Origin of the sequence: Flavobacterium longum, from assembly GCF_965137575.1 — a bacterium.
Classification (GTDB): domain Bacteria; phylum Bacteroidota; class Bacteroidia; order Flavobacteriales; family Flavobacteriaceae; genus Flavobacterium; species Flavobacterium longum.
Map to the genome: position 1 here is coordinate 128,782 of NZ_CBCRZJ010000008.1, position 22,449 is coordinate 151,230.

The 22,449-nt window shown below is 50.5% G+C and carries 26 protein-coding genes; 15 read left to right on the top strand and 11 right to left on the bottom strand.

Annotation, left to right across the window (positions count from 1 at the left end; all coding sequences use genetic code 11):
* Positions 1–81 precede the first annotated feature (81 nt).
* Positions 82–600, top strand: a complete 519-nt coding sequence (locus ACM9J1_RS13380) for a hypothetical protein (RefSeq protein ID WP_415582577.1) — start codon at positions 82–84, stop codon at positions 598–600.
* 151 nt (positions 601–751) lie between these two features.
* Here ACM9J1_RS13380 and ACM9J1_RS13385 read toward each other — a convergent pair whose 3' ends face one another.
* Positions 752–1,093, bottom strand: a complete 342-nt coding sequence (locus ACM9J1_RS13385) for a hypothetical protein (RefSeq protein WP_415582578.1) — start codon at positions 1,091–1,093, stop codon at positions 752–754.
* 188 nt (positions 1,094–1,281) lie between these two features.
* Here ACM9J1_RS13385 and ACM9J1_RS13390 point away from each other — a divergent pair, with 188 nt between their 5' ends.
* Together ACM9J1_RS13390 and ACM9J1_RS13395 are read left to right on the top strand one after the other, a co-directional pair.
* Positions 1,282–1,698 (top strand): hypothetical protein, encoded by a 417-nt coding sequence (locus tag ACM9J1_RS13390; protein WP_415582579.1) that lies wholly within the window; start codon positions 1,282–1,284, stop codon positions 1,696–1,698.
* A 1,084-nt stretch (positions 1,699–2,782) separates the two neighbouring features.
* Complete coding sequence (locus ACM9J1_RS13395; protein WP_415582580.1) at positions 2,783–3,424, top strand: hypothetical protein; 642 nt, start codon at positions 2,783–2,785, stop codon at positions 3,422–3,424.
* A gap of 74 nt (positions 3,425–3,498) precedes the next feature.
* Here the strand turns inward: ACM9J1_RS13395 and ACM9J1_RS13400 are convergent, their stop codons facing one another.
* Positions 3,499–4,422, bottom strand: coding sequence for a LysR family transcriptional regulator (locus ACM9J1_RS13400; RefSeq protein WP_415582581.1), 924 nt, complete (start codon positions 4,420–4,422; stop codon positions 3,499–3,501).
* Positions 4,423–4,505: 83 nt separating this feature from the next.
* On the opposite strand from ACM9J1_RS13400, the gene ACM9J1_RS13405 reads away from it, so the two are divergent.
* The 7 genes from ACM9J1_RS13405 to ACM9J1_RS13435 all read left to right on the top strand — a co-directional run bounded on the left by ACM9J1_RS13405 (position 4,506) and on the right by ACM9J1_RS13435 (position 8,418).
* Positions 4,506–5,942, top strand: a complete 1,437-nt coding sequence (locus ACM9J1_RS13405) for an NADP-dependent isocitrate dehydrogenase (protein WP_415582582.1) — start codon at positions 4,506–4,508, stop codon at positions 5,940–5,942.
* Between the two features lie 11 nt (positions 5,943–5,953).
* Positions 5,954–6,193 carry a hypothetical protein gene (locus ACM9J1_RS13410; protein ID WP_415582583.1) on the top strand — a complete coding sequence of 80 codons (240 nt, stop codon included), beginning with the start codon at positions 5,954–5,956 and terminating at the stop codon, positions 6,191–6,193.
* 1 nt (position 6,194) lies between these two features.
* Complete coding sequence (locus ACM9J1_RS13415; RefSeq protein WP_415582584.1) at positions 6,195–6,362, top strand: hypothetical protein; 168 nt, start codon at positions 6,195–6,197, stop codon at positions 6,360–6,362.
* Positions 6,337–7,224 (top strand): DUF6671 family protein, encoded by an 888-nt coding sequence (locus tag ACM9J1_RS13420; protein ID WP_415582585.1) that lies wholly within the window; start codon positions 6,337–6,339, stop codon positions 7,222–7,224. The genes ACM9J1_RS13415 and ACM9J1_RS13420 overlap by 26 nt, the downstream gene beginning before the upstream one ends.
* A gap of 10 nt (positions 7,225–7,234) precedes the next feature.
* On the top strand, positions 7,235–7,534 hold the full coding sequence (locus ACM9J1_RS13425; protein ID WP_415582586.1) for a hypothetical protein: 300 nt from the start codon (positions 7,235–7,237) through the stop codon (positions 7,532–7,534).
* 101 nt (positions 7,535–7,635) lie between these two features.
* Positions 7,636–8,124 carry a hypothetical protein gene (locus ACM9J1_RS13430; RefSeq protein WP_415582587.1) on the top strand — a complete coding sequence of 163 codons (489 nt, stop codon included), beginning with the start codon at positions 7,636–7,638 and terminating at the stop codon, positions 8,122–8,124.
* 126 nt (positions 8,125–8,250) lie between these two features.
* On the top strand, positions 8,251–8,418 hold the full coding sequence (locus ACM9J1_RS13435) for an LPXTG cell wall anchor domain-containing protein (RefSeq protein WP_415582588.1): 168 nt from the start codon (positions 8,251–8,253) through the stop codon (positions 8,416–8,418).
* An 89-nt stretch (positions 8,419–8,507) separates the two neighbouring features.
* Here ACM9J1_RS13435 and ACM9J1_RS13440 read toward each other — a convergent pair whose 3' ends face one another.
* The 3 genes from ACM9J1_RS13440 to ACM9J1_RS13450 form a co-directional block, all read right to left on the bottom strand.
* Positions 8,508–9,197 (bottom strand): acyloxyacyl hydrolase, encoded by a 690-nt coding sequence (locus ACM9J1_RS13440; RefSeq protein WP_415582589.1) that lies wholly within the window; start codon positions 9,195–9,197, stop codon positions 8,508–8,510.
* Between the two features lie 123 nt (positions 9,198–9,320).
* Positions 9,321–10,490: a dioxygenase family protein gene (locus ACM9J1_RS13445; protein WP_415582590.1), complete on the bottom strand. Its 1,170-nt coding sequence runs from the start codon at positions 10,488–10,490 to the stop codon at positions 9,321–9,323.
* Between the two features lie 64 nt (positions 10,491–10,554).
* Positions 10,555–11,370: a LytTR family DNA-binding domain-containing protein gene (locus ACM9J1_RS13450; RefSeq protein WP_415582591.1), complete on the bottom strand. Its 816-nt coding sequence runs from the start codon at positions 11,368–11,370 to the stop codon at positions 10,555–10,557.
* A gap of 181 nt (positions 11,371–11,551) precedes the next feature.
* Here ACM9J1_RS13450 and ACM9J1_RS13455 point away from each other — a divergent pair, with 181 nt between their 5' ends.
* Complete coding sequence (locus ACM9J1_RS13455) at positions 11,552–12,277, top strand: DUF4197 domain-containing protein (protein WP_415582592.1); 726 nt, start codon at positions 11,552–11,554, stop codon at positions 12,275–12,277.
* Between the two features lie 76 nt (positions 12,278–12,353).
* Positions 12,354–13,061 (top strand): DUF4197 domain-containing protein, encoded by a 708-nt coding sequence (locus ACM9J1_RS13460; protein ID WP_415582593.1) that lies wholly within the window; start codon positions 12,354–12,356, stop codon positions 13,059–13,061.
* Between the two features lie 294 nt (positions 13,062–13,355).
* Here the strand turns inward: ACM9J1_RS13460 and ACM9J1_RS13465 are convergent, their stop codons facing one another.
* The 4 genes from ACM9J1_RS13465 to prfA form a co-directional block, all read right to left on the bottom strand.
* Positions 13,356–14,177 carry an ABC transporter substrate-binding protein gene (locus ACM9J1_RS13465; RefSeq protein WP_415582594.1) on the bottom strand — a complete coding sequence of 274 codons (822 nt, stop codon included), beginning with the start codon at positions 14,175–14,177 and terminating at the stop codon, positions 13,356–13,358.
* On the bottom strand, positions 14,174–14,683 hold the full coding sequence (locus ACM9J1_RS13470; protein ID WP_415582595.1) for a hypothetical protein: 510 nt from the start codon (positions 14,681–14,683) through the stop codon (positions 14,174–14,176). Before ACM9J1_RS13470 ends, ACM9J1_RS13465 begins: the two co-directional genes overlap by 4 nt.
* Entirely contained in the window at positions 14,680–15,498 is an 819-nt protein-coding gene (gene pyrF, locus ACM9J1_RS13475) for an orotidine-5'-phosphate decarboxylase (protein ID WP_415582596.1), read from the bottom strand. Before pyrF ends, ACM9J1_RS13470 begins: the two co-directional genes overlap by 4 nt.
* 967 nt (positions 15,499–16,465) lie before the next feature.
* Positions 16,466–17,542, bottom strand: coding sequence for a peptide chain release factor 1 (prfA, locus tag ACM9J1_RS13480; RefSeq protein WP_415582597.1), 1,077 nt, complete (start codon positions 17,540–17,542; stop codon positions 16,466–16,468).
* A gap of 120 nt (positions 17,543–17,662) precedes the next feature.
* Between prfA and ACM9J1_RS13485 the strand changes: the two genes are divergently transcribed.
* The 3 genes from ACM9J1_RS13485 to ACM9J1_RS13495 are packed head-to-tail and all read left to right on the top strand — an operon-like array spanning position 17,663 to position 19,087.
* Positions 17,663–18,097 carry a GNAT family N-acetyltransferase gene (locus tag ACM9J1_RS13485; RefSeq protein WP_415582598.1) on the top strand — a complete coding sequence of 145 codons (435 nt, stop codon included), beginning with the start codon at positions 17,663–17,665 and terminating at the stop codon, positions 18,095–18,097.
* A 10-nt stretch (positions 18,098–18,107) separates the two neighbouring features.
* Positions 18,108–18,590 (top strand): DUF6265 family protein, encoded by a 483-nt coding sequence (locus tag ACM9J1_RS13490; protein ID WP_415582599.1) that lies wholly within the window; start codon positions 18,108–18,110, stop codon positions 18,588–18,590.
* Entirely contained in the window at positions 18,587–19,087 is a 501-nt protein-coding gene (locus tag ACM9J1_RS13495; protein ID WP_415582600.1) for a DUF6265 family protein, read from the top strand. Before ACM9J1_RS13490 ends, ACM9J1_RS13495 begins: the two co-directional genes overlap by 4 nt.
* On the opposite strand, the gene ACM9J1_RS13500 is transcribed toward ACM9J1_RS13495, so the two are convergent.
* Positions 19,088–21,376 (bottom strand): hypothetical protein, encoded by a 2,289-nt coding sequence (locus ACM9J1_RS13500; RefSeq protein WP_415582601.1) that lies wholly within the window; start codon positions 21,374–21,376, stop codon positions 19,088–19,090. It abuts the gene before it with no gap.
* Positions 21,336–22,349, bottom strand: coding sequence for a hypothetical protein (locus tag ACM9J1_RS13505; protein ID WP_415582602.1), 1,014 nt, complete (start codon positions 22,347–22,349; stop codon positions 21,336–21,338). Before ACM9J1_RS13505 ends, ACM9J1_RS13500 begins: the two co-directional genes overlap by 41 nt.
* Positions 22,350–22,449: the final 100 nt, after the last annotated feature.

Here is a 22,449-nt window from a genome sequence, read left to right on the forward strand (position 1 = left end):
TCCGTGTGAAAATATTTCCGTTGTAAAAAATCCACACAAAATGGTCAAGTTTTTGACACCGAAAAGCCATACCCGTTAGCCATGAAAAATAATTCCTCGATAACCAGACTCCTTGGTGTTACGCAACAGCAAATGGCGATGCTCCTGAGCGTGAGCGCGAGCCACTGGTCTATGTTCGAATCCGGCCAGCGTTCCCTCCCCCTCCACGCCACCCAAACCCTCGCCGCGCTCCTCACCCACGTCCAGCAAAAAACCGCCAAACCCAGTCCGAAAAATGTCGAGGCCGAGCAAACCTTGTTGAAGCGCCTGCTCCACGAAAACGCCTACCAGCAACGCCTGGCCGAGCGCAAACTCGCCGCGCTGGACAAGAAATTGGACAGCCAACGGCGGCTGCAACAAGTGGCGCAATACCTGGAAAACCAAAACCGGCAGGACAAAAAACTAACGCCGCCGCACCACAAGCAGCTCATCGCCAAGGCGCAAAAACCCAAACCCGATGACGGCACCACCCGATTCGCACTCGAACTCAAACTGGAACTGCTCGCCCTCGAAGAAAAACTGTTGCGGTCTAAACTGGAGCCCGGAAGCAATAAGGAATAGCGCATTTGCCGCCAAACACCGCGAATGCGCGAATTTCTAGCGGCCAATCATTCGCATTTCACCAATCGTAGGACTGCATCCTCTATTGCATAATCTTGACACGAGTGCCCAAGCCAGCACAAAATTCAATTGTGAAAACGTCATCCCCTTTTTAGCGCTGCGCCAGCGAGCTAAAAATATTAAACCCATTCCGTTTAGTCGCGCCATCGTTTGCGCAGGCGGGCACCTGCCGCGCGAAGACGGCGTAAATTTGCCCGCTGTCTGAGACGTAGGCGAGTTCGGGCAAATTAGCTGGCAAGTGCGAGCAGGTCGCCGAGCAAACGGGCGCTAGGCATTTTTGCTTCTTTTGTTGCCAGACAAAAGATGGCCCCGCCGGCAGGCGCACCAGAGCACGAAGTGTGACAAAAAGAATTAAGCTCGGGTTGAAAATCCGCGCCATCAAGGCAAAGCAGTCGCACCGACAGGTGACTAATGCGAGCAGATCGCCGAGCAAACGGCAAAGAAACCCAGCGCGGCTGTCAGGACGCCATACGCCTCATAAGTCAGGTGCGGTTGCGGCAAGGCAATTGTAAATGAATTTCAAACGAGTTGTTAACGATTTGTCAATGAGACAAATAAAAAGATTTCTGGCACACGCCTTGAAAACCGCCGGGCAAGTTCAACCAATAAAAAATAGAAATCATGAACTACTCAGTACACACCCTGACACAAGTAGCCGATTGCAACGTGTTGCTCGCCCTGGCTACCAAAGAGAAAGCTGACTTGACATTCAAGAGACTTTCTGACGAACGGATGACCGCAAGGTTCACCGAGACCGCCCTCGAACTCGACGCTGCCCTGCAAGGGGTAATTGCCGAGATCGCAGCCACCGAGACCATCATCAGCGTGTTGCCCGACGGCCCTTCCAAAGACGAGGCCATGGATAAGAAAACCAGACTGGAGTACAAGAAGTTCACCATCGAGAACAGGCGCGAAAGCTACGGTTCGGTAGCACTTTTGGAAAAGGAAATGGACCTGGCCAGGGTAAACCAGGAAATCACCGAGGTGGACGCTTTCATCACCGCCATCGAAACCAAGAAACAAGAATTGGCAGGATAATTACTTTACACCACGACAAAGCAGGCTCAGGCCTGCTTTTTTTATGCCGCCATGGCGGCAACACCAAATCGCGGTGTTCCGCAGCCCCGAAGTAAAACCTTTTCCCATTTTTTATACATTTGCGCGTCGCGGATCCAATGCGAGTCCACTTCGGGGCGCCGCGCAACGTGGGGAGGAAAACATCTGACCCACTACCTGCCGGCAGCGACGCCGGCAGCCTTTTTTGCGCTTCCGCAAATTCACAGAACCGAACGCTCCTCTCATTTTTTCTAGCCGCTAAAACACATCGATTTTACAGAAAGCCTGTTGTGAAAACGTCGGCCCTTTTTAGCGCTGCCCCAGCGAGCTAAAAATATTAAACCATTCCGCTTAGTGCGGCCTTCATGAAAATTGCGTGAAGAAAAACTGAGCCAGTGAGCGTTAAGAACTGCGGGCTGTTTGAGCGATAGCGAGTTCTCCGCAGTTCAGCGAAGGCAGCCAGTTTTTCAGCAAATTTTCATGCGCCGCCGCGTTTTGTTACTTTGCCGCGGTGCAAAGTAAGTCGCACCGACAGGTGACTAATGCGAGCAGGTCGCCGAGCAAACGGGCGCATCGCCTTTTGTTACTTTAGCTCACCCCTTAATATTTCACAGTAGTGTTCGCTCCGTTCGCCCTTCGGGCTCGGGTTGCGGCGAGGCAAATCGAGTTTGCGAGATTCAACGAATCCTTTAAAAAAGCAATGAAAACTGTGAGTTAAAGTAAGCCCAGCGGCAGCGACACAGAGCACGAAGTGCGACAAAAGAACTAAGCACGGATTGCAAATCCGCGCCAACTTCGCAAATCCGCGCTATCCTCATTACAAATCCACACCATCGGTTCCGAGCCAACACGAATTCACAAATTCAGCACTCAGACCACTTCTCCTAGCCACCAGCAACTAGCCACTAGCAACTAGCCACTAACGACTAGCCACTAGCAACCAGCAACTCGTAACCAGCCACTAAAAAACTAAAACCAATTCCCTATTTTTGGGAAAAATGGCGTGGCCCGACGCCGATACCATCAGCGGCAGATACATTCCCGCCCAGAAACTAAATTCAATCCTATGATTAAAGCCATAGTCAACAAGCATTCGGTCGCCATCTGCTTGGCCGCATCGGTGATTTTAATGGTCATCGCAGCCATGAAATATCCCGGAGGTTCGCTGCTCGACAAAAATTCGGTCGGGTTTGGCTGGTCAAAAAATTTCTTCAGCAACCTCTTTGAGGAAAAAGCGATCAACGGATCCGAGAATCCGGGCAGGATTTGGGCCATCGCCGGCATGGCATTCCACTCGGTGGGTTATGGGCTGTTCTTTATCCATATGTCCAAGAAAATCGCTTCGGGACGCTGGGCCGGTGTACTGAGGTTTATCGGTATTTTAAACATCATATTCATATTCTTGATTGCGACGCCCTTGCACGACATTGGGGTGATATCCATTGTCCTGACGTTGCTGGGCCTATTCACCGTCACCGTTTTTCTGCTGAAGTCGAGACGCCATTGGCTCAAATTCTTTTGTATCGCCTGCCTGTTGACCTATTACGGGTTCTTCATGTGCTTCGGATTGGGTTACCTGGACGCATCGTTCGTCATGCAGAAAATCTATGTGGTCAGTTCGATGCTGCTGGTGATTGCGCTGGAGTATTTTACAGGGCGGGATGACTTTATGGAATTAAGCGGAAAAAGTAAGCAAAAGCGATCTTAATGGCTACCGCCCGAAGCGCGAATAAAAACCTTCGCCGGATTGCAAATCCGCGCCATCGGTATTGCAAACGCATCTTAATACCGCTCACACCACCCGAACCGCTTGGCAATCACTTCATCTTTCTCGGCCTTGATGTAATTCAGGTAGGCCGTCGCCACCGGAGAAAGCGGTTTGCCCTTGAGCCAAATCAGGTACCAGTTTGATTTAATCGGAAAACCCTTTACCGGAATGATTTGCAATTGCCCGTTTTCGAGTTCATTTTTGATCCCGATCAAAGGCATGATCGAATAGCCAAGCCCGGCAATGACCGCTTGCTTGACCGTTTCGTTGCTGGTGAGTTCCATTTTCTTGATGACCGGCAGGTTGTTCCGCAACACGTATTTTTCCATGACGTGCCGTGTGCCCGAGCCCTGTTCCCGGTAAATCAGCGGGATGGACCCGAAGATGCTCTTGTCGTGCGGTGTCTTGCGAAACCGCTGCTGGCCGTTGCCCACGACGAACAATTTGTTTGGCATCAATTCTACCTTTTCCACCCGCAACTTGTCTGGCAAGACACTCACCAATGAAAAATCGACTTCGTTCTTTTCGAGGCTGGCGACCACTTGCGCCTTGTTGGTGACGTCCATCAATAGTTCTATGCCCGGGTTGCTGGTGATGAAATCCGCGACGAAGTACGGTGCCACATATTTTCCCGTCGAAACGACCGAAAGTTTGAGCTTTCCCGTGAGCTGGCCCCGGTGGGCATGCATCCTGAAATTGATGGCGTGCACTTCGTCCAGGATTTTTTCTGCCGACCGCGCAATCTCTTTCCCAAAATCGGTCACGTAGAGCTTCTTGTTTACGATTTCGATGAGCGGCACATCAAACTGCTGCTGAAAATTTTTAAGCTGTATCGACACCGCCGGCTGCGTGAGGTGCAACTCGTCCGCAGCCTTGGTAATGCTCATGGTTTGCGCGATTTTAAGGAATACGCGCAACTGGCCCAAAGTGTAGTTCATAAAATTTAGTTATGTATCACATTACAAATTTAAATAAAAACTTATGGAAAATATGCTACAACTTTGCGTCAAAATCAAAACACATGACACGCATTACAGTAGCCAAAGGCGACGGCATCGGGCCGGAAATCATGGACGCCACGCTGGCCATCATCAAGGCGGCGGGCGCAAAAATCGAAATCGACGAAATCGAGGTGGGCGAAAAAGTCTACCTCTCGGGCAACACGTCAGGCATCAGCAACGAATCCTGGGACATCATCCGCCGGAACAAGATTTTCCTCAAAGCGCCCATCACCACACCGCAAGGTGGCGGGTACAAAAGCCTCAACGTGACCACACGGAAGTTCCTCGGGTTGTACGCCAACATCAGGCCGTGCGTAAGCCTGCATCCGTTCGTGGATACCAAACATCCTAACATGGACTTGGTCATCATCCGCGAAAACGAAGAAGACCTATATGCCGGCATCGAGCACCAGCAAACCGATGAAGTGGTGCAATGTCTCAAATTGATCAGCCGTCCGGGCTGCGAGAAAATCGTGCGCTACGCCTTCGAATACGCCAAACAGTACGGGCGAAAAAAGGTGACGTGCTTCACCAAAGACAACATCATGAAGCAAACCGACGGCCTGTTCCATCAGGTATTTGACGAAATCGCCAAAGAATACCCGGACATTGAAAACGAACACTGGATCATCGACATCGGTGCCGCGAAATTGGCCGACACGCCCGAAGCGTTCGACGTCATCGTGATGCCGAACCTCTATGGCGATGTCATGAGCGACGTGGCGGCCCAGATTGCGGGGTCGGTCGGGCTGGCCGGATCGGCAAACATCGGTGAACAATGTGCCATGTTCGAAGCCATCCACGGGTCGGCGCCCAGACGTGCCGGGCAAAATATGGCCAATCCATCGGGGTTGTTACAGGGTGCCATCCAGATGCTCACGCACATCGGGCAGGCAGACATAGCCGAGAAAGTGCAGAATGCCTGGCTGAAAACGATCGAAGATGGCATCCACACCTATGACATTTTCAAGGAAGGTACCAGCACTAAAAAAGTTGGTACCAAGGAATTCGCGCAGGCGGTCATCGAAAACCTCGGGCAAAAACCATCGACGCTGAATGCCGTACGCTACGCCACGGATGTACAATTGCAGTTGCCAAAATACGTCCGCAAAGCGCCATCGGCCAAAAACCTCGTAGGTGTGGACCTTTTCGTCCACTGGGGCGGTTCTGACCCGAACGATCTGGCGGGAAAGGTGAAAAAAATCAACAACGCCGGCGCAAGCCTTACCATGATCACCAACCGCGGCATCAAGGTGTATCCGGACGGTTTCCCTGAAACATTTTGCACAGACCATTGGCGTTGCCGGTTCAAGCCGGTGGAAGGCAAACACATCGACAAATCACACATCGTCAAGTTGCTCATAGAGGCCGAAAACAATGGCGTGGATGTCATCAAAACCGAAAACTTGTATGAATTTGACGGCAAGCCGGCCTTTTCGCTGGGCCAAGGCCAATAAACCCAATCATTATGGATTTACAGTTACTGAAAGGACAATTTTCCGCTACCGATGCCATCGACCTGCTCACCCAAGTCGTGCAGGTGAAAATACAGTTCCACGAACGGAAAATCGAGCGGACGCACAACGAAGAAGACATCAAGATGCGGGAAACCAGAATCAAAGAGTTGCAAGACGGTTTGCATGCAGCTAAGACAGCATTGCGCAACCAGCAATCCTGCGCGCTGGAATCGACCATTTCAATACACTAAGATGAAACACGATGTAATATTCACGGTTTGTATGCTGCTCGGCGCCGCATGCCTCTCTAACGCGTTCGGCGCCGTTTGGCTGTCTGAACTGTGGGCCGGATCGTCCATCTTCTTTTTCCTGAACGCCATCAAACAAGGAAGCCATGACGCCCGAAAAAGCAGAGACTGACGTGACCATGACTTCGGCAAGGCATTATTTTGAGGACCGACACTTGGTGATCGCGACAAAGCACCGCAAGGAAGCTGTCATTACTCCGCTAGTAGATCGATCGCTGGGTGTCATTTCCCAAATCGCCGAAGGTTTCGATACCGATGTGTTGGGCACGTTTACGGGAGAGATTGAACGAAAGGACGATGCGCTCACCACCTTGCGCAACAAATGCCTGATGGCGATGGCGCTGTCGGGTTGTGACTTGGGCATCGGGAGCGAAGGGTCATTCGGGCCACATCCTACGTTGTTCTTTTCGCATGCCGACGATGAACTCGTGGTGCTCATCGACCAGAAAAACGGGCTGGAAATCGTAGCGCGCGAGCTCACGACAGAAACCAATTTCAACGGGGCATTCATCCATTCGGAAGCCCAACTGGACGCCTTTGCCGAGCAAGCTTTGTTTCCGTCGCACGCCCTGATTTTACGCGACAACAAAGACAGCCACAAGCAGGTTTTCAAAGGCATTACCGATGCCGATGCGCTGCGTTCTTCGTATCGGTACCTCATGGAACATTTCGGGACGGTGTACTCGGAAACCGATATGCGCGCCATGTACAACCCTACCCGCATGAAAGTCATTGAACGCGCCACGCGAAAGCTGCTCGAGAAGGTACACTCGTGCTGCCCGAAGTGTGACACACCCGGCTTTGGCATTACACAAGCCAAATCAGGCCTGCCCTGCCGCCTTTGTCATGGCCCAACCGATTCAACACTGAGCCATGTGTATACGTGTGCAAAGTGTCACCATACGGCCGAATCAAAATTTCCGCACGGCAAGACTTCGGAAGACCCGATGTATTGCAACAACTGTAACCCCTAAAGTCAACATTATGAAGACACATCACACAAACGACATCAGCATGAAAACGCACTACACCGACCTGATCCACGGCGATTTTTCCCGGGACAGCGCCAAGACGCTACTGTTCGACTTGATCCAATACAAGATCAATTTCCATCATTTACAGGAGTTCAGCGATGAGGAACGCAATGGCGAGATCTCGACACACTCCAAAAAAAGAATGGAAGAATTGGCCGGTGAGAAAGAAGCACTGAAAGACTTCCTGGATGCATTGGAAGTGCAAGACCAGGTCAGGATCAATTGCATCGTCACACTCCAAACGATTTAACGCGTTGCCCGAAAGCCGCGAGATTTAACCATTTGATAACCCTTTATTTGTCATAACACCAATATCCACGGCGACTTATTGTTCAACAAAAAAGACAAAAAATGGAAAAGAAATGGAAAACTAACGGCAACAAAAGCATTGATTTGCTTGTGCAAGGGCGGCCACGCGCCACGCTCAATCTCTCGTCAGATACGATTACTTTGCCCGACGGCACGGTCTATCGGTTAAAAAGAAAAGGCATTTTCCGATCGCGCCTGATTGTTACAGATGCCGCGAATAAAGAACTCACGCGAATCAAACCCGTTCGATGGTACGGCACCAGCTACAATTTCAGTTGGAAAGGACAGGGCTATGTGCTTAGCGTGGGCAACAATCCGCTGGCCGAATGGCGGATCAGTTCGGGCAAGAAACTTATCTTGTCGTATGGGCTGGATGCCTCGGCGGGGAAAATCCAACTGAAAACCGGTGGCACCATAGACGGCGATCCTTTCTTCGACTGCCTATTGTACTACCTCATCCGGCCCGCCTATCACGAACAATCGGGCACCGACGAAACCACGTTGCTGTTGCTCTTGACCGCTGCCGGATAACCAGATGTGAACCTGCCGCGGATTTACCGCATGGCTCGACGGCAGTGTTGCCAAATAACAATTTGATAATGTGGTTACTGGACCGAAATCTTGATTTCGGCGTACCTTTAGGGAAAGGTTATCGTCATGGAAACAAATTGGATAATTATTGGTGGCGTCATCGTTCTGGCGCTCGTGCTGATTGTCTATCTCGTGCGTAAGAACCGTGCAGACGAGAAGGAGGTGACGGAATTTTTCAATAAAGAATCGTCGAATTTCAATGATGACGAATCGGAATTGAATGATGAGCGATAAAGCCCAAGGGTTCGACAAAACAGTTGGCGAATTAATACCCAGTTCAATGATGAGGCGCGAACGCCAACAATCATGACCGTCGTGTTACCCTATTTAAGGGTATGCGTTAGCCCTACAAAAAAGCCATTACTGTCATGCGACGGGTTTCGCTCCACGCCTTTCGCGTTGCCGTTGGAAATGTGGACGTGCCGAACACCGAACATCACGGCGGTCTTCTCGGTGACGTTGATTTCGGATCCCAGTCCGTATTTGGTGAGCCCGTTCAGTTTCAAGCCCAATCTGCCATCCTGGTCGGTAGGTTTCGGAAACTCGGTTGCCGTGTAAACGAACCCGCCTCCTGATTCGAAATACAATCGCCAGCCCGGCTTGTTGAGCGCATAGAACCTGGCGAACGGCCTGATGGCAAATCCAGTCGTCTGGTTGAAATCATCCCGGGGAAAAAGCACATCCAGCTCAACCCCGACAGACATGAACTTCCTGAGTTGGTAGTTGATTCCCGTATTATTGCTTGGCAGGAACATATACGGATACTTGTAACCCCAAGACACGCCGATCTCATTGTAAAACGATAGCCTGCGTGCCAATGACGGGTCTTTCTTCATCAACAAAAGACAAGTTCCCACTGCCACGGCAGGCACAATAAAACCCATGGAGGTATGCAGCTTCAACGGTTCAAAACCGAGCGGGTTGTTGTACCAGCGGTCGCCATAGCTGTATTGCGCCGTGACCGTATGAAAAGAACAGATGAATAAAAGAACCAGGATAATTTTTTTTGTCATTTTCTCGCTTTTTTAAACCATGGGGACAGACTAGGTTAACGGCACGTGGTTTAATGAAGTTTCCGTTATGCGGCGCGAATATACGACTTGAAAGGTTTCCTCGACAAGGCTGACATCGAAGAGCTACCGGCTGGCGGGATACAAAATCTTGGTCAGTTGGGCAAAGCCGTTGGCTCCGGGCTTAAGATTGAGGTATTTATCGGCAATCCGGCCGTTGCGGTAAATGATGAACGTATTGGACACTTCCGGATTAATCTGATTCAAGTGGCACTCTGACTCGACATCCGAGAAAGACGGCACGTGTGTAAGGGCCGTGTGGGTGATGTTCAATTTTCTGCCCAAGGTTTCCAGTTGGGTGTTCCGCATGGGCTTGCTGTAACCCGATGGGTCGCCATAAATAAAGTAAACCTTCAAGGCGTCGCTTCTTTTGGCGGCTTCCTGCTCCAGGAAAACAAGCCATGCTTCGATTTCACTCCAGTTGGGCCGCGTCCCCACGAAATACAAAATACCGTCCCGACGTCCGTACTTGCACACCGGACAGGCGCGGGATCCTTTGTCGGGGCCATAGGCATGGAAGGGCATGAAAGACGGTTGCCTGTCGCCGATTTCGAGCCCTGAATACTCCGGCATTTTTTTTCCTGGATAGCCGGGGACATGAAGCCCCAACGTGATATCGTGTTGCATATACTGCACACCGCGTTGGGTCGCTACTTTTTCTATGCCACTGCCTCCTCGGTTTTCTGGCGGATATTTTTCGGTATATGGCAACAACAATAAATCGTCGTCGAAATTAATATCGTCCACATAGTACGGGTTGGCGAGGTTGGGTTCCTTCACAGATAAGTGGATGTGCGCCGGGATGTCTTCGCCCGGATATGGTGCGGGCCTGACGGTCGCGATGCGGTATCGCCCGTCGGGTCCTGTTTTTATCCAGCCGCGGATGTGCCCGTGACGAAGGGCCTCTTGATGGAGCCCGGGACCTGGCGTGTATTTGCCTGTATCATCGGTTTGCCAGTAGTAGAGGATGACACCGTCCGCCGGGGATTTCCCGTCGCGTTTGAATACAGTTCCCGAAATGACCAGACGCGTTCCCGGCTCATGCCAGCCAGCGCTCGTATCTGTTGGGAAGATCGCTTCGGGTATTCCCGCATACATGAGTTCGCAACCATCACAACCACCGCCGATGACTTCGGTTTGGTAGGTTTCTTTCTTGAACTTTTCAGTCGGATACTTTTGACATCCAATAAAGACGATGCTTGCCAAAGCAGTTACAATAAGGGTTTTTATGTCCATGGTTTTTTAGGCCAAAATTGTCGAGTTACGACCAAGAAAAAAAAACCAATGTTGCGACACGTGTTTATTCTATGGCAAGCCGTTGGCTGGCAGCAAGGGCGGCTTTGAAGGTTTTGGCATACACCCTACTTAGACGGAGAATACTACCATCGGACAGACCGATGTCATAGTCGCCGTTACGTCGGGAATGCACCGAGGCAACAAACTCGATATTCACCATGTGCGATTTATGGATGCGGACGAATCGCGCAGGATCAAGTCGCTGTGCCATGCCGGTTAAGGTGCCGGTCAAAAGATAATTACCCGACCGGTGCCGAATGTCTACATAGGGCGGGCTGGCAGTTACCGCAATGATGCCCTCAACATCCAATAGCACTTGGCTGTTCCGTCGACCGGTTACTTGAATCCGGCTGGGAAACCCAACGGCAGGCACCGCCCCGTCACCGTTTGACCTCGTCACGGTAACATATACGGCAACCGCGCCATAAATCAAGGCGGCGTAAACCGGGTACATGGTAAGTGCGTATCGAAAGGTTTGGCCATAACCGAAAACCTGCGGATAAAAAAGCGCCGACAATGCCCAAACCAATGCCGGGTACGCCAACAAGTGCAGCACGGCAGCAGCCAGCACCAGCAACGGAAGCCATCGGCGTGCCCTTGTTTTCGCGACTCTCCAGACAAACCACGGCAATGAAATGGCAAACAGCAACCAAAACGTACTGAACAAAGACGACTCCGACCCATAGAACCCCGTGCCATGGAATTGGGCATAGGTGTAATCGGTGGCCACGTTGACTGTCGCCAGCCCAATGGCCGTCGCCGTAAGGTAAACTGTTTTTGGTCCGTCGAATGGATGGCGAAAGATCTCTGCTGGCTTCATGCCTCGTACGTTGAGTTTCGTAAAGATAGCAAATAATGACACATACCAAGGGTACACAAATCGCTGCGCGGTCGTCCGCAAAACTGGGGCATCCGTTTACCCCAATGAACATGACATAAAAAAACAAAACTTTAACGGCACGCTCTTTGCCAGCGCGCCGCGCTTTAATAATTTTACCACTATGAAGAAAATCCTTATTCTACTCGCTTTTGTGCCGTTTGCCGCCAATGCCCAACTCGACGGCCTGCTCAACAAGGCCAAAGAAAAAGTATCTACCGTAACCGGCGTGCCTACCGGAAATACAGACATCGCCGCCGGATTGAAAGAAGCGCTCAACAAGGGCGTCGAAAAACAAGTCTCGAAACTCACCGCTGTAGACGGGTTCTATAAAAACGAAGCCGTAAAAATCCTGATGCCGGGCGAACTGCAAAAAGTCGATAAGACGTTACGGAAAGTAGGCATGGGCAACCTGGCCGACGAAGGCATCAAATCCCTGAACCGCGCGGCTGAAGATGCGGTAAAGGAAGCCACACCAGTCTTCGTGGCCGCCATCAAGAACATGAGCATCGCCGACGCCAAGAACATTTTGTTAGGCAAAAACGATGCAGCCACAAATTACCTCCAAACCGCCACTTCGTCTGAACTGTACAAAAAATTCCTTCCCATTGTACAGCAATCCATCGGGAAAGTGGGCGCCGACAAAATCTGGAATTCCATCATCTCGAAATACAACAACATGCCGCTCGTGTCAAAAGTGAACCCCGACATCAACGACTACGTCACCCAGAAAGCCCTTGAAGGCGTGTTCAAGATGATTGCCGTCGAGGAAAACAACATCAGGACGGATTTGTCTGCCCGTACTTCGCCGTTGCTCAAGAAAGTATTTGCGATGCAGGACAAGAAATAATTCAAAGTTCAAGGTTCAAAAGTTGAAAACCTTGAACCTTGAACTTTGAACCTTGCACCCATAAATCTCAATTACCATGAAAAAACTCCTCCCTATCACAATACTGTTCATCCTTTCCGGTTGCGCGGAACTCCAGCAAGCCGTCAACCAACTGCCGCAAGCCGGCGGGTTGAGCAACGCCGAAATCGCTTCCGGATTAAAAGAGGCGCTCAACAACGGCATCAGCAAACAAGTCTCGAAACTGACTTTGAAAGACGGTTTCTACAAGAATGAAATGGTCAAGATCCTGTTGCCCGACGAGTTGAAGAAAGTGGACAAAACCCTGCGCGATGTCGGGCTCTCGAGCCTCGCCGACGAAGGCCTGAAAGTGCTCAACCGCGCGGCCGAAGATGCCGTAAAGGAAGCCACGCCGATTTTTGTGGATGCCGTCCGAAACATGACCTTCAATGACGCCAAGAACATCCTGCTGGGCGCAGACAATTCGGCTACCGTCTATCTGCAAAACAGCACTTCATCACAATTGTACGCGAAATTCAATCCGGTGGTCAAAAAATCACTCGGCAAAGTGGGCGCCGATCAGGTCTGGGCCAACATCATCACCAAATACAACAGCCTGCCGCTCACGCAAGACGTCAACCCGGACCTCAACGATTACGTGACCAACAAAGCTATGGACGGCGTATTCAAAATGGTCGCCGTCGAAGAAAAGAACATCCGTAAAGACGTTACCGCCCGCACGTCGGAATTGTTGAAGAAAGTGTTTGCGGTGCAGGACAAGAAATAGTTCAAGGTTCAAGGTTTCAGGTCCAAAGTTGAGAATCCCGTCACCCTGACTTTGAACGTTGAACTTTGAAATCTTTAAAACTTTTGGTTCCCAGTAACATAGAAATAACACACCTTTAACACTGTATAATAAATTCCCCGCTTATCTTTGTTACATAATAAAGGGTTTTTATTATTTGGTTAGAGTTAGTTAAAAAGAATGCCGGTCATTGTAAAATGGCCGGCCTTTTTTTTGATCGTCGGTGGTTGGCCGTTCGACGTTCAACGTTCGACCTTCGACCTTCGACGTCAGTCATCACGACACAGGCTCGGCCATCCGCTGGTGCAACGCCTTGAAGTACGCGAAGGCTTTCACCAACCGCGAGCCATACCAGGAAAACATTTCGCCGTCCACGAAAACCGTTTTGGCGTGGTGCGTAAAACGGCCAATCTCGAAAGCGTCTTCGTCCTTGAACGGATAGGGTTCAGACGGCAAGAACACCACATCAGGATCGCCCTGAATCCTGATCTTCTGGATGATGATTTCCGGATAACGGCCCGGTGTTTTCGGGTTGCCTTCGTAGATATTCCTAAACTTGTTCAGCCGCAGCATTTCGTTGATGAAAGTATTTTCGCTGGCCGCCATATACGGGTTTTTCCAGATGAAATACGCCGCTTTTTGTTCAGGGAATGGCGCGATGAACTGATAAAAGTCGGTGCGCGCGAAGTTAATCTTGTCGACCCATTTCTGCGCTTCGGTTCGGCGGTTGAAAAGTTGCCCGAAGTCGGAAATCATTTGCAAACTGTCGTCAATCGTAACGATATCGGTCACCCAAACCGGGCATATTTCACGCAATTCGACCACCATTTCGGCGGTATTCTCTTCTTTGTTCGCGATGATGATATCGGGTTGCAAAGCGGCAATCTTCTCCTTTTTCACTTGCTTAGTTCCGCCGACGATGGCTTTGGTGGATTTCAAATGAAACGGATGCACGCAGAATTTCGTGATGCCCACAATTTCGGCTTCCAAACCCAAGTCGTACAACAGCTCGGTCTGCGACGGCACGAGCGACACGATGCGTTTCGGCGTATTTTCAAACGAAAGGCGATTGCCCAATTGGTCTGTCAAAGTCTTCATTTCCCGCTCCCGAAATGGTACAAATCGCGTTCATAGCTATTGTCAAACACCCAAACCTCAAAATCGCTGAACACGTTGCCGTTGCGGTAACTCACCAATTCCATTGTCGTGGTTTGGCTGCGGTAGGTCACGGTCTTTTTATTGCCCGCCGTTTTGGTCGAAATAAAACCAAAGCCCGCTGGTTCAATACCTGTTTTAAACGCCTCAAAAAATTCTTTGTTCCTGGTTTTGATAAACAGCCTGTTCTTGGCCGCCGTACCCAGTTCGTGGAAAACCGTCAGGTGCAACGTGGCCGCGTCGGCTTTTTGCGATGACATCATCACGATGTCGCCGCGTTGCGGCTTTTCGGAAGTATGCTCATCCATAAGCCGCCAACCCAAATCAAGGAAATATTGTTTGATTTCCGCAGGCGCTTTCGGCTGCAGTTCGGCCAATGCAGATGGCGTTACGGTCTGCGAAAAACCCCACGCGAAAAAAAGCAATGTCAAAACCAACAGGTGTTTCATCTCAAGGCCAATATCTTTTCCATTTCCTGCTGCACAATCAAGGCTTCTTCCCGCGCCTTTTCGGCAAAGTCGTCGCCGCCTGAGGCATAAATGATCCCGCGCGAAGAATTCACCAGCAACCCGATGTTCTCAGACATGCCATACTTACACACCTCGGCCAGACTGCCGCCTTGCGCGCCCACGCCCGGAACCAAAAGAAAATTGTTGGGAAGCATTTTACGGATATCGGCGAAATATTCCGGCTTGGTTGCGCCGGCCACATACATCAATCGGTCGGCATTTTCCCAGGTTTTAGAGGTCTCGATCACGTGCGCATACAACGGTTTGCCGTCGCTATCCTTGGTCTGGAAATCAAAAGCACCTTCGTTAGAGGTCAAGGCCAGCAGGATTGCGAACTTGTCTTCAAAAGCCAGAAACGGCTCCACCGAATCCTTGCCCATATACGGCGCCACCGTCACCGAATCAAAACCCATATCTTCTAGGAATGCCTTCGCGTACATAGACGACGTATTCCCGATATCGCCACGCTTGGCATCGGCAATGGTGAAGATTTCAGGATAATTCTCGTTCAAGTAGTCAATCGTTTTCTTCAATGATTGCCAGCCATTTACGCCGTGGGCTTCGTAAAAAGCTGTATTGGGTTTGTACGCCACCGCCAAATCATGCGTGGCATCGATGATGGCTTTGTTGAACTCAAAAATCGGGAATTCGGCATTGGCCAAATGCGCCGGGATTCTCTGGATATCTACATCAAGCCCGATGCAGAGGAATGATTTTTTTTCTAGGATTTGTTGGGTCAGTTGTTGTGAAGTCATGGTGCAAAGATAGTTTTTTAGGAGCTATTTCCGGCTGTTCGCTGTATCTTTTGCTCCGCTGCGCTGCGCAAAAGGATGCCGCTGCCATCCGGGCTAAGGGTTTGTCGAAGCCGCGACATCCGGCTTTTATTTTGGACTTTGTCCAAACCGAGGCATTTTTTCTTTTAGAAAAAGAAACAAAATATTGCCTACCGGCGGTTTACTTTTGGCTTGACCCAAAAGTAACAAAAGGTCAAGGCTGACGAACCAGTCTTGAAAACTACGTCAAAGCTTCGCTCCAATACCTAGCCGTTCCTCCTTTGGTCGTCACTCTACGGTATTTCCCGCTCAGCTTTATCCTTGTTTTCTGACGACTTGGGTTCGTAGGCCGAAGAACCACACCGAAACCATTCTGGAAACAATAGTGATTTGTCTAACCGAAAGTTGGTTTTGGAAGTCTTCTCTTTTCGGGCGCGGCGATAGCGAGCCGAAAATATAAACCCAATCCGCTTAGTGCGGCCTTCAGGAAAATTGCGTAAAGAAAAACTGAGCGAGTGAGCGTTAAGAACTGCGGGCTGTTTGAGCGCTAGCGACCCGAGCGCAGCGAATTGGCGAATTCCGAAAAAACAATATTGATCCATGAGCAGTTCTCCGCAGTTTAGCGAAGGCGGCCAGTTTTTTAGCGAATTTTCATGTGCCGCCGCGTTTTGTTACTTTGCCGCGGTGCAAAGTAAGTCGCACCGACAGGTGACTAGCCCGCGGCAGCGAAAAACAAAAGGTTTGGACAAGTCCAAACCAAAGAAAAACGCTGCGGCTGGCACCACATTGCGTTAGCGATTGCAGCGACATCCTTTTACGCAGCGGAGCGCAGTAAAAGATATAGCACTATCGAGAGCGAAGTGCAACTTTGTTCGAAGATATCGAGCGAAGCTCAGCGCGGCCCGCAGGGCAACGCCATAAAAAAAGCCGGTAAAACCCGGCCTGTTTTTTAGAACACTTCGCTTGCTTCTTTCAGCTTCTCTGTGTTATTTACCAATTGAATCTCGTCGATCATTTTCTGGATGTCGCCGTTCATGAAGTTGGGCAAATCGTAGATGTTCATGTTGATGCGGTGATCGGTCACGCGGCCTTGCGGGTAATTGTACGTGCGGATTTTGGCCGAACGGTCGCCGCTGGACACTTGGGACGAGCGCTTTGCCGCGTCTTCTTCCTGCTTCTTGGCGAGTTCCATTTCGTAAAGGCGCGAACGCAACACCGTCAAGGCTTTGTCTTTGTTTTTGTGTTGCGATTTCTCGTCCTGGCATTGCGCCACCAAACCGGTCGGGATGTGCGTCAAACGCACGGCACTCTTGGTCGTGTTCACCGACTGCCCGCCCGGACCTGACGAACAGAAATAGTCGATGCGCACGTCGTTCATGTCGATCTGGACATCGAATTCTTCGGCTTCGGGCAATACCATGACCGTGGCCGCCGAGGTGTGCACGCGGCCTTGGGTCTCGGTTTGCGGCACGCGCTGTACGCGGTGTACGCCGGCCTCGAATTTCAGCGTGCCGTACACGTCTTCGCCGGTGACTTCAAAAATAACTTCCTTGAAGCCGCCCGCGGTGCCTTCGTTCATATCGACAACAGAAGTTCTCCAGCCGCGGCCTTCGCAGTATTTGGTGTACATGCGGTACAAATCGCCGGCAAAAATCGAGGCTTCGTCGCCACCGGTGCCGGCCCTGATCTCGACCATGACGTTCTTGGCGTCTTCTGGATCTTTCGGGATGAGCATGAACTTGATCTCTTCTTCGAGTTCGGGCAACCTGGAACTGGCTTCGTCGAGCTGTAGCTTGGCCATATCGGTCATTTCCGGGTCTGAACCGTCCGCAATGATTTCCTTGGCTTCGGCAATGTTGCCCAAAATATTGACGTACTCGTCGCGTTTGTCGGCGAGCGCCTTGAGGTCTTTGTATTCTTTGTTGAGCGCAACCCAACGCTTTTGGTCGGCGATGACATCGGGCTGGATGATCAGGTCTGACACCTCATCGAAACGCTGCTTCACAATCTGTAATCTGTCTAACATTTCCTTGTGTAATTGGAGCGCAAAAGTACGAAAAAATGTCACACCGATGCAAGGTTGGTTGTGCGGTAATTTTCCTAAATTTGGGCAAGCCGAACCGATTTCCCCAGCGCTGCAAAACCTATGGAAGCCATCCACATCAGACCTGCCACCATCGACGATTTCGAATATGTGTATCAATTCATCAATACGCTCGAAGGCCAAGTGTTTGACCGTTCGGCGCAATGGGAAATTTATGTAGCAAACGCCAGCAACGCGAACAACATTTACCTCATGGCTTGGGCGCACGCCTTGCCCGTCGGGTATTTGAGTTGCCATGCGCAACACCTATTGCACCACGGCGGTTTGGTAGGTGAAATCCAGGAAATGTTCGTCACCGAAAACGGACGCGGACGCGGCATCGGGAAACTGCTTTTGGACCGTTGCAAGGAAATCGCGAAGGCCAATGGCGTGCTGCAATTGGAAGTGACTTCGGGCCTGATGCGCGAAGATGCACACCGTTTTTATGAGCGCGAAGGTTTCTTGTTTACCCACAAGAAGTTTAGTTTTGCGTTGTAAAATGAATATTATGAAGAAAATCACGATTGCCGCCGCGCTCGTTGCGACATTGACTTCTTGCAAACAAAGAAACGACACTGCCGCCGCACGCCAAATCGCCAAGGCCGAATGGCTCATCGGCGCATGGGAAAACAAAATGCCCAACGGCACGCTGAGCGAAAACTGGGAAGAGCAAAACGACTCGGTGTTCAAAGGCCAGAGTTTTTTCATCCACGGGAAAGACACCATCCATTCAGAAAGTATGGTGTTGCTCGAAGAGAAAGGCACGCTTATTTACCGGCCGACCGTAAAAGGACAAAACGCCGACAAACCTATCGACTTTAAATTGACCTCGGCGACGGACAAGCAACTCGTGTTTGAAAACCCAGGGCATGATTTCCCGCAAAAAATCAGCTATACGAAAATCACGAACGATTCGCTGGTGGCCGAAATATCCGGCCAGCAACAAGGCAAACCGGTCAGCGAGAAATTCGGCATGAAAAAGAAACCATGAGACTCAAAACCTTACTCTTACTCGGCCTTGCCTTTGGCGCGTGCCGCAATGAAAACAGCAAACCTTCGGCCGCCGCGCAACAACCGGAAAAATACGCGCTGATCAAAAAAGCCGATTGGTTCTTGGGCGATTGGGGCAACCAATCCGCCAGCGGAAATTACGCCGAAAGTTGGGCAAAGGCGAATGATTCCACGTACCAGAGCCGGGCTTCCTTCGTCGTGGGGAAAGACACCGTATTTGCCGAAACCGTAGACCTCGTCCAACGCGCCGACACGTTGCAATACATCGTTTCGGTTCCGGGGCAAAACGAGGAAAAACCCGTGGCGTTCAAGATGATTTCGGCGACAGAAAATAAATTGGTATTCGCAAACCCCACGCACGACTTTCCGCAGAAAATCACCTACACCAAAATCACGAACGATTCGCTGGTGGCCGAAATCTCGGGCCAGCAAAAGGGCAAACCCGTGACTGAGCTTTTCCCGATGAAGCGGAGATAATCAGCGGCGCGCCTCGAAATAACGGGCGAATGACTCGCAACTGGACAGTTCTTCCGCCTTCGGATACTTTTTGTAAAGCCTTTTATAGTACGCATTCGAGGCCAGCAATGAGTCGTAATTGACCTGCGATTGCTTTTCGTATCGCATGGAATTGTAGTCGTAGCTGAGTTTGAATTTCTCGCACCGTGTGGCCATCCGCAGACAAAGCATCCGGAATTTCTTGGTCTTGGCCTGATCCATCGCCTGCAAATAGTATTGCTTCGCAAGCAAATTGCCGTGGTATTCCGGCTCGTCGGGCATTTCGTCCGGTTCTTCATTGGTGGACCAGCCATAACGCCGCATCTGGTAACTATTGCCCTGATAATTCATGTTCAAGTAGCAAGTTGCGACAAGGAAACTGTAATAATCACGGTCTTTGTTTTTCGGGTCGTTGCTCCTTTTAAGGTAATCGATGAGCTTTTCGGTGACACCGGATTTGGTCAATTCAATGCTGTCGCGCCGCGTGATGAATTTCGGCGTATAAGGGATTTCGTAAAACGGGTTGTGATCAAGGTGTGTTGTTGCGCCAGCCGCTTCCGCTTTCCGGAAACTCGCCAACGCGTTGTCAAGCTGGTTGGTCCTGATGTATTTCATCCCGAGCAGGTCTTTCAACCGAACGTATCCGGTTTTAATAGCCGTGAACTTCCACTGCGAAAAATCGTCTTGCGCCGTGTTGCTTTCGATAGCCTCGAGTAACGCCGTGAGCTGGCCGGTTGAATACATGGCGTCGATGTAATCCATGTAGTCGTAATAATAGCGCCCGTAGTATAACTTTTCATTTTTGCCCGAACGCCACATGACTTCATCGGTGCTCAACGCGTATAACAGCGCGGCATCGGTCGTATTGCCCAGGTATTCCAGTTCGCGCCCGACAGAAAACAAGATTTTCCGGTTTTGTTTGGCATAGTCGCTCATCAAGAATGGTTTGATGTCGTTCGGAATGATGGCGTTGCCATTTGGTTGCCGCGCGACGAGTGCCAGCGCCCTGATGCTCTGTAGTTGGTTGAGATAATCCGGATTTTTGGAAGGTTTTTTCATCAGCACCGCAATTTGCTCCAGACATCCGTTGTAATTGCGCGTCAGAAAAGCCAGATGCGCTTTGGCCACAGCAAGCATTTCGGTATCTTTCGCCGTCCCGATTTTGGTGTTTCGGACAAAATCGAGCAATTGTCTGGCATACAAACGATCTTCTTCGGAACGCTGCAACACGACGCGTTCGTTGGCGTATTCTTCGCTGTTTTCGTCTTCCTTATGGTTGCCGTCGAGCGCAGGACTGAGGTGCGAATAATAGGGCGTCAAGATCCAATCCTCCACTTTGTTGATTTCGCGTTGCACCAAAAAAGGCAACGCAGCCGAATTTGGGTTATTCGCATGGATCAATTTAAGTTGATCCAGGGCGCGGTCTACCTTGCGCATCGTCATCAGTTCATAAATGTTGGCGATTTCTGTCTTGTTGCGTGCCAGCCTGAACAAAGCGTCAAAATCCGGAAAAACACCGTAGTCAAAATCGCCGATGACGCGGTTGCGCTTGTCGGGCGCATGGGCAAATACGAGCGCACCGTAATAATACCGCTTGGTCTGGTCTGGCTCGTGCAACAACCTGAAATACAAACTCCAATGATAGACGATATCCTCGGTTTTGGTATTGGCGACATGTGCATCGAAAATCCGGTTGACCAAAGCGCCGTCGTCGTTGTAATGCGCCAAGCGGATGGCCAGGAAATAATACCTGCGCTTCAGCTCGGAAGATTTCACTTGACCGGCGCGTTTCAGGGCTTCGTCGATCCATTGTTGGCGCTCCGGGATAGTGGCCGTTGCGTTGCGTTCCCACGGATCGTCGTACCGGGAATTGTACTTCTCGGCGCGTTTGGCGAAGAACAGATAATTCACCGCGTCATAGTCTTTGATTTTGTACAGATAGCTGATCATGGCATTGGCCGCGCCGGGCTTGATGGCGGTCGATGGCAAGGCATAAACCGCTTCCTCAATGGTGGCATTCGGAATCTTCCCTTTGCAGTACTTTGCCCACAATGATACATTCGGATAACCGAAAGCGGTGTCCGAATAAACATCGTCCGGGCTGCCGTAAAAGACGCTCGTCGTGTAGTTGAACAAGCTGTAGCCGGGATAGTCGTTGAGATACGCGTGGAAAAAACAATACCGCGTATCGCCCTCGAACGAATATCCGCAACTGTAACCCGGTGTCAGGCTAGTCAGTAAAAAGAGTGTACAAATGATTGATTTCTTCACTTTTATACAGTTTAAGTTGTGTCTGGTCGAGATGGAAAAAAGCGACCGTGATTTGATCGTCCAGCCGGACGCGTTTTTTAATGCGTGCCACGGCGTCGGCCAATTGTTTCCCGGATACCATTTCGTATTTGATGCGGTCGCCACGTCGGACATAAAACCCATCAACGACGATGTCCTGTGTGGCCTCGAACCACATCGGGCGCAAAGGCTTGAGCGTTTGGTTGAAATCTGATGGTTCGGCGCGCAGCAGCTTTGCGAAACGGTCGTTCTGGTAAACGAGCATCCAGGAATATGTCGGCAATGCGATATCGAGCGGCAACGGGTATTCGCTACCGAGATAGCTGTCGAGTTCGCGCATATCAAGGATTGAATTCGTTGATTTGTCGTCGAGCGGATTGTTCAGGCTGTAACACATCAGCATGACGCGATCCACAGGCGGCACGCCCATTTCCTTTTGGTATTTGTACGGATACAAACGTAACGTGCAGGAAATTTGCTTGCCCGAAACCTTCTTCAGGGCTTCCAGAAAATAGAAATAGTTGTCTTTCGTGGATTTGGTCCAGTCGCAATCCATTTGGTATTCGGTAATGGAATCTCCGGAGAAACGGCCTTGCCGGGCATATTTATGCAACAGGAAATTGACGTTGCCGGCCAGCGCATCGAGTGATTTTTTGGTCGCGTTGCGAAAAACCTCGTTGCGGATGAACACCGTCGGGACGATTTTGAGGCTGTCGTTGTGGTAATACAACTGCAATTTTGCCGTCGGCCGGTTGCCCAGAATGCTGTCTGGTTCCACCTCAAAAAACTTCACGTACAACTTACCGACGTGCGCCGCCTGAATCAATGAATCCTCGGCGCGGGAAATCTGCGAATCGCTTTTCCAGAAATAAAATGCCCGTTCTACGCGTTCGGCCCGATGCGACGTGCATCCGAGCAGCAACAGCAGCGCCACAAAACCCAAAAATCGTGTCATGTAAGATGTGGTTTCCCCTTCGCGAAATTCCGATTAAATGTAATAGGTTTTTCTATTGTGTATGCGGTTGTTCATATCTTTTTTCGTGGGCTTTCCGGAT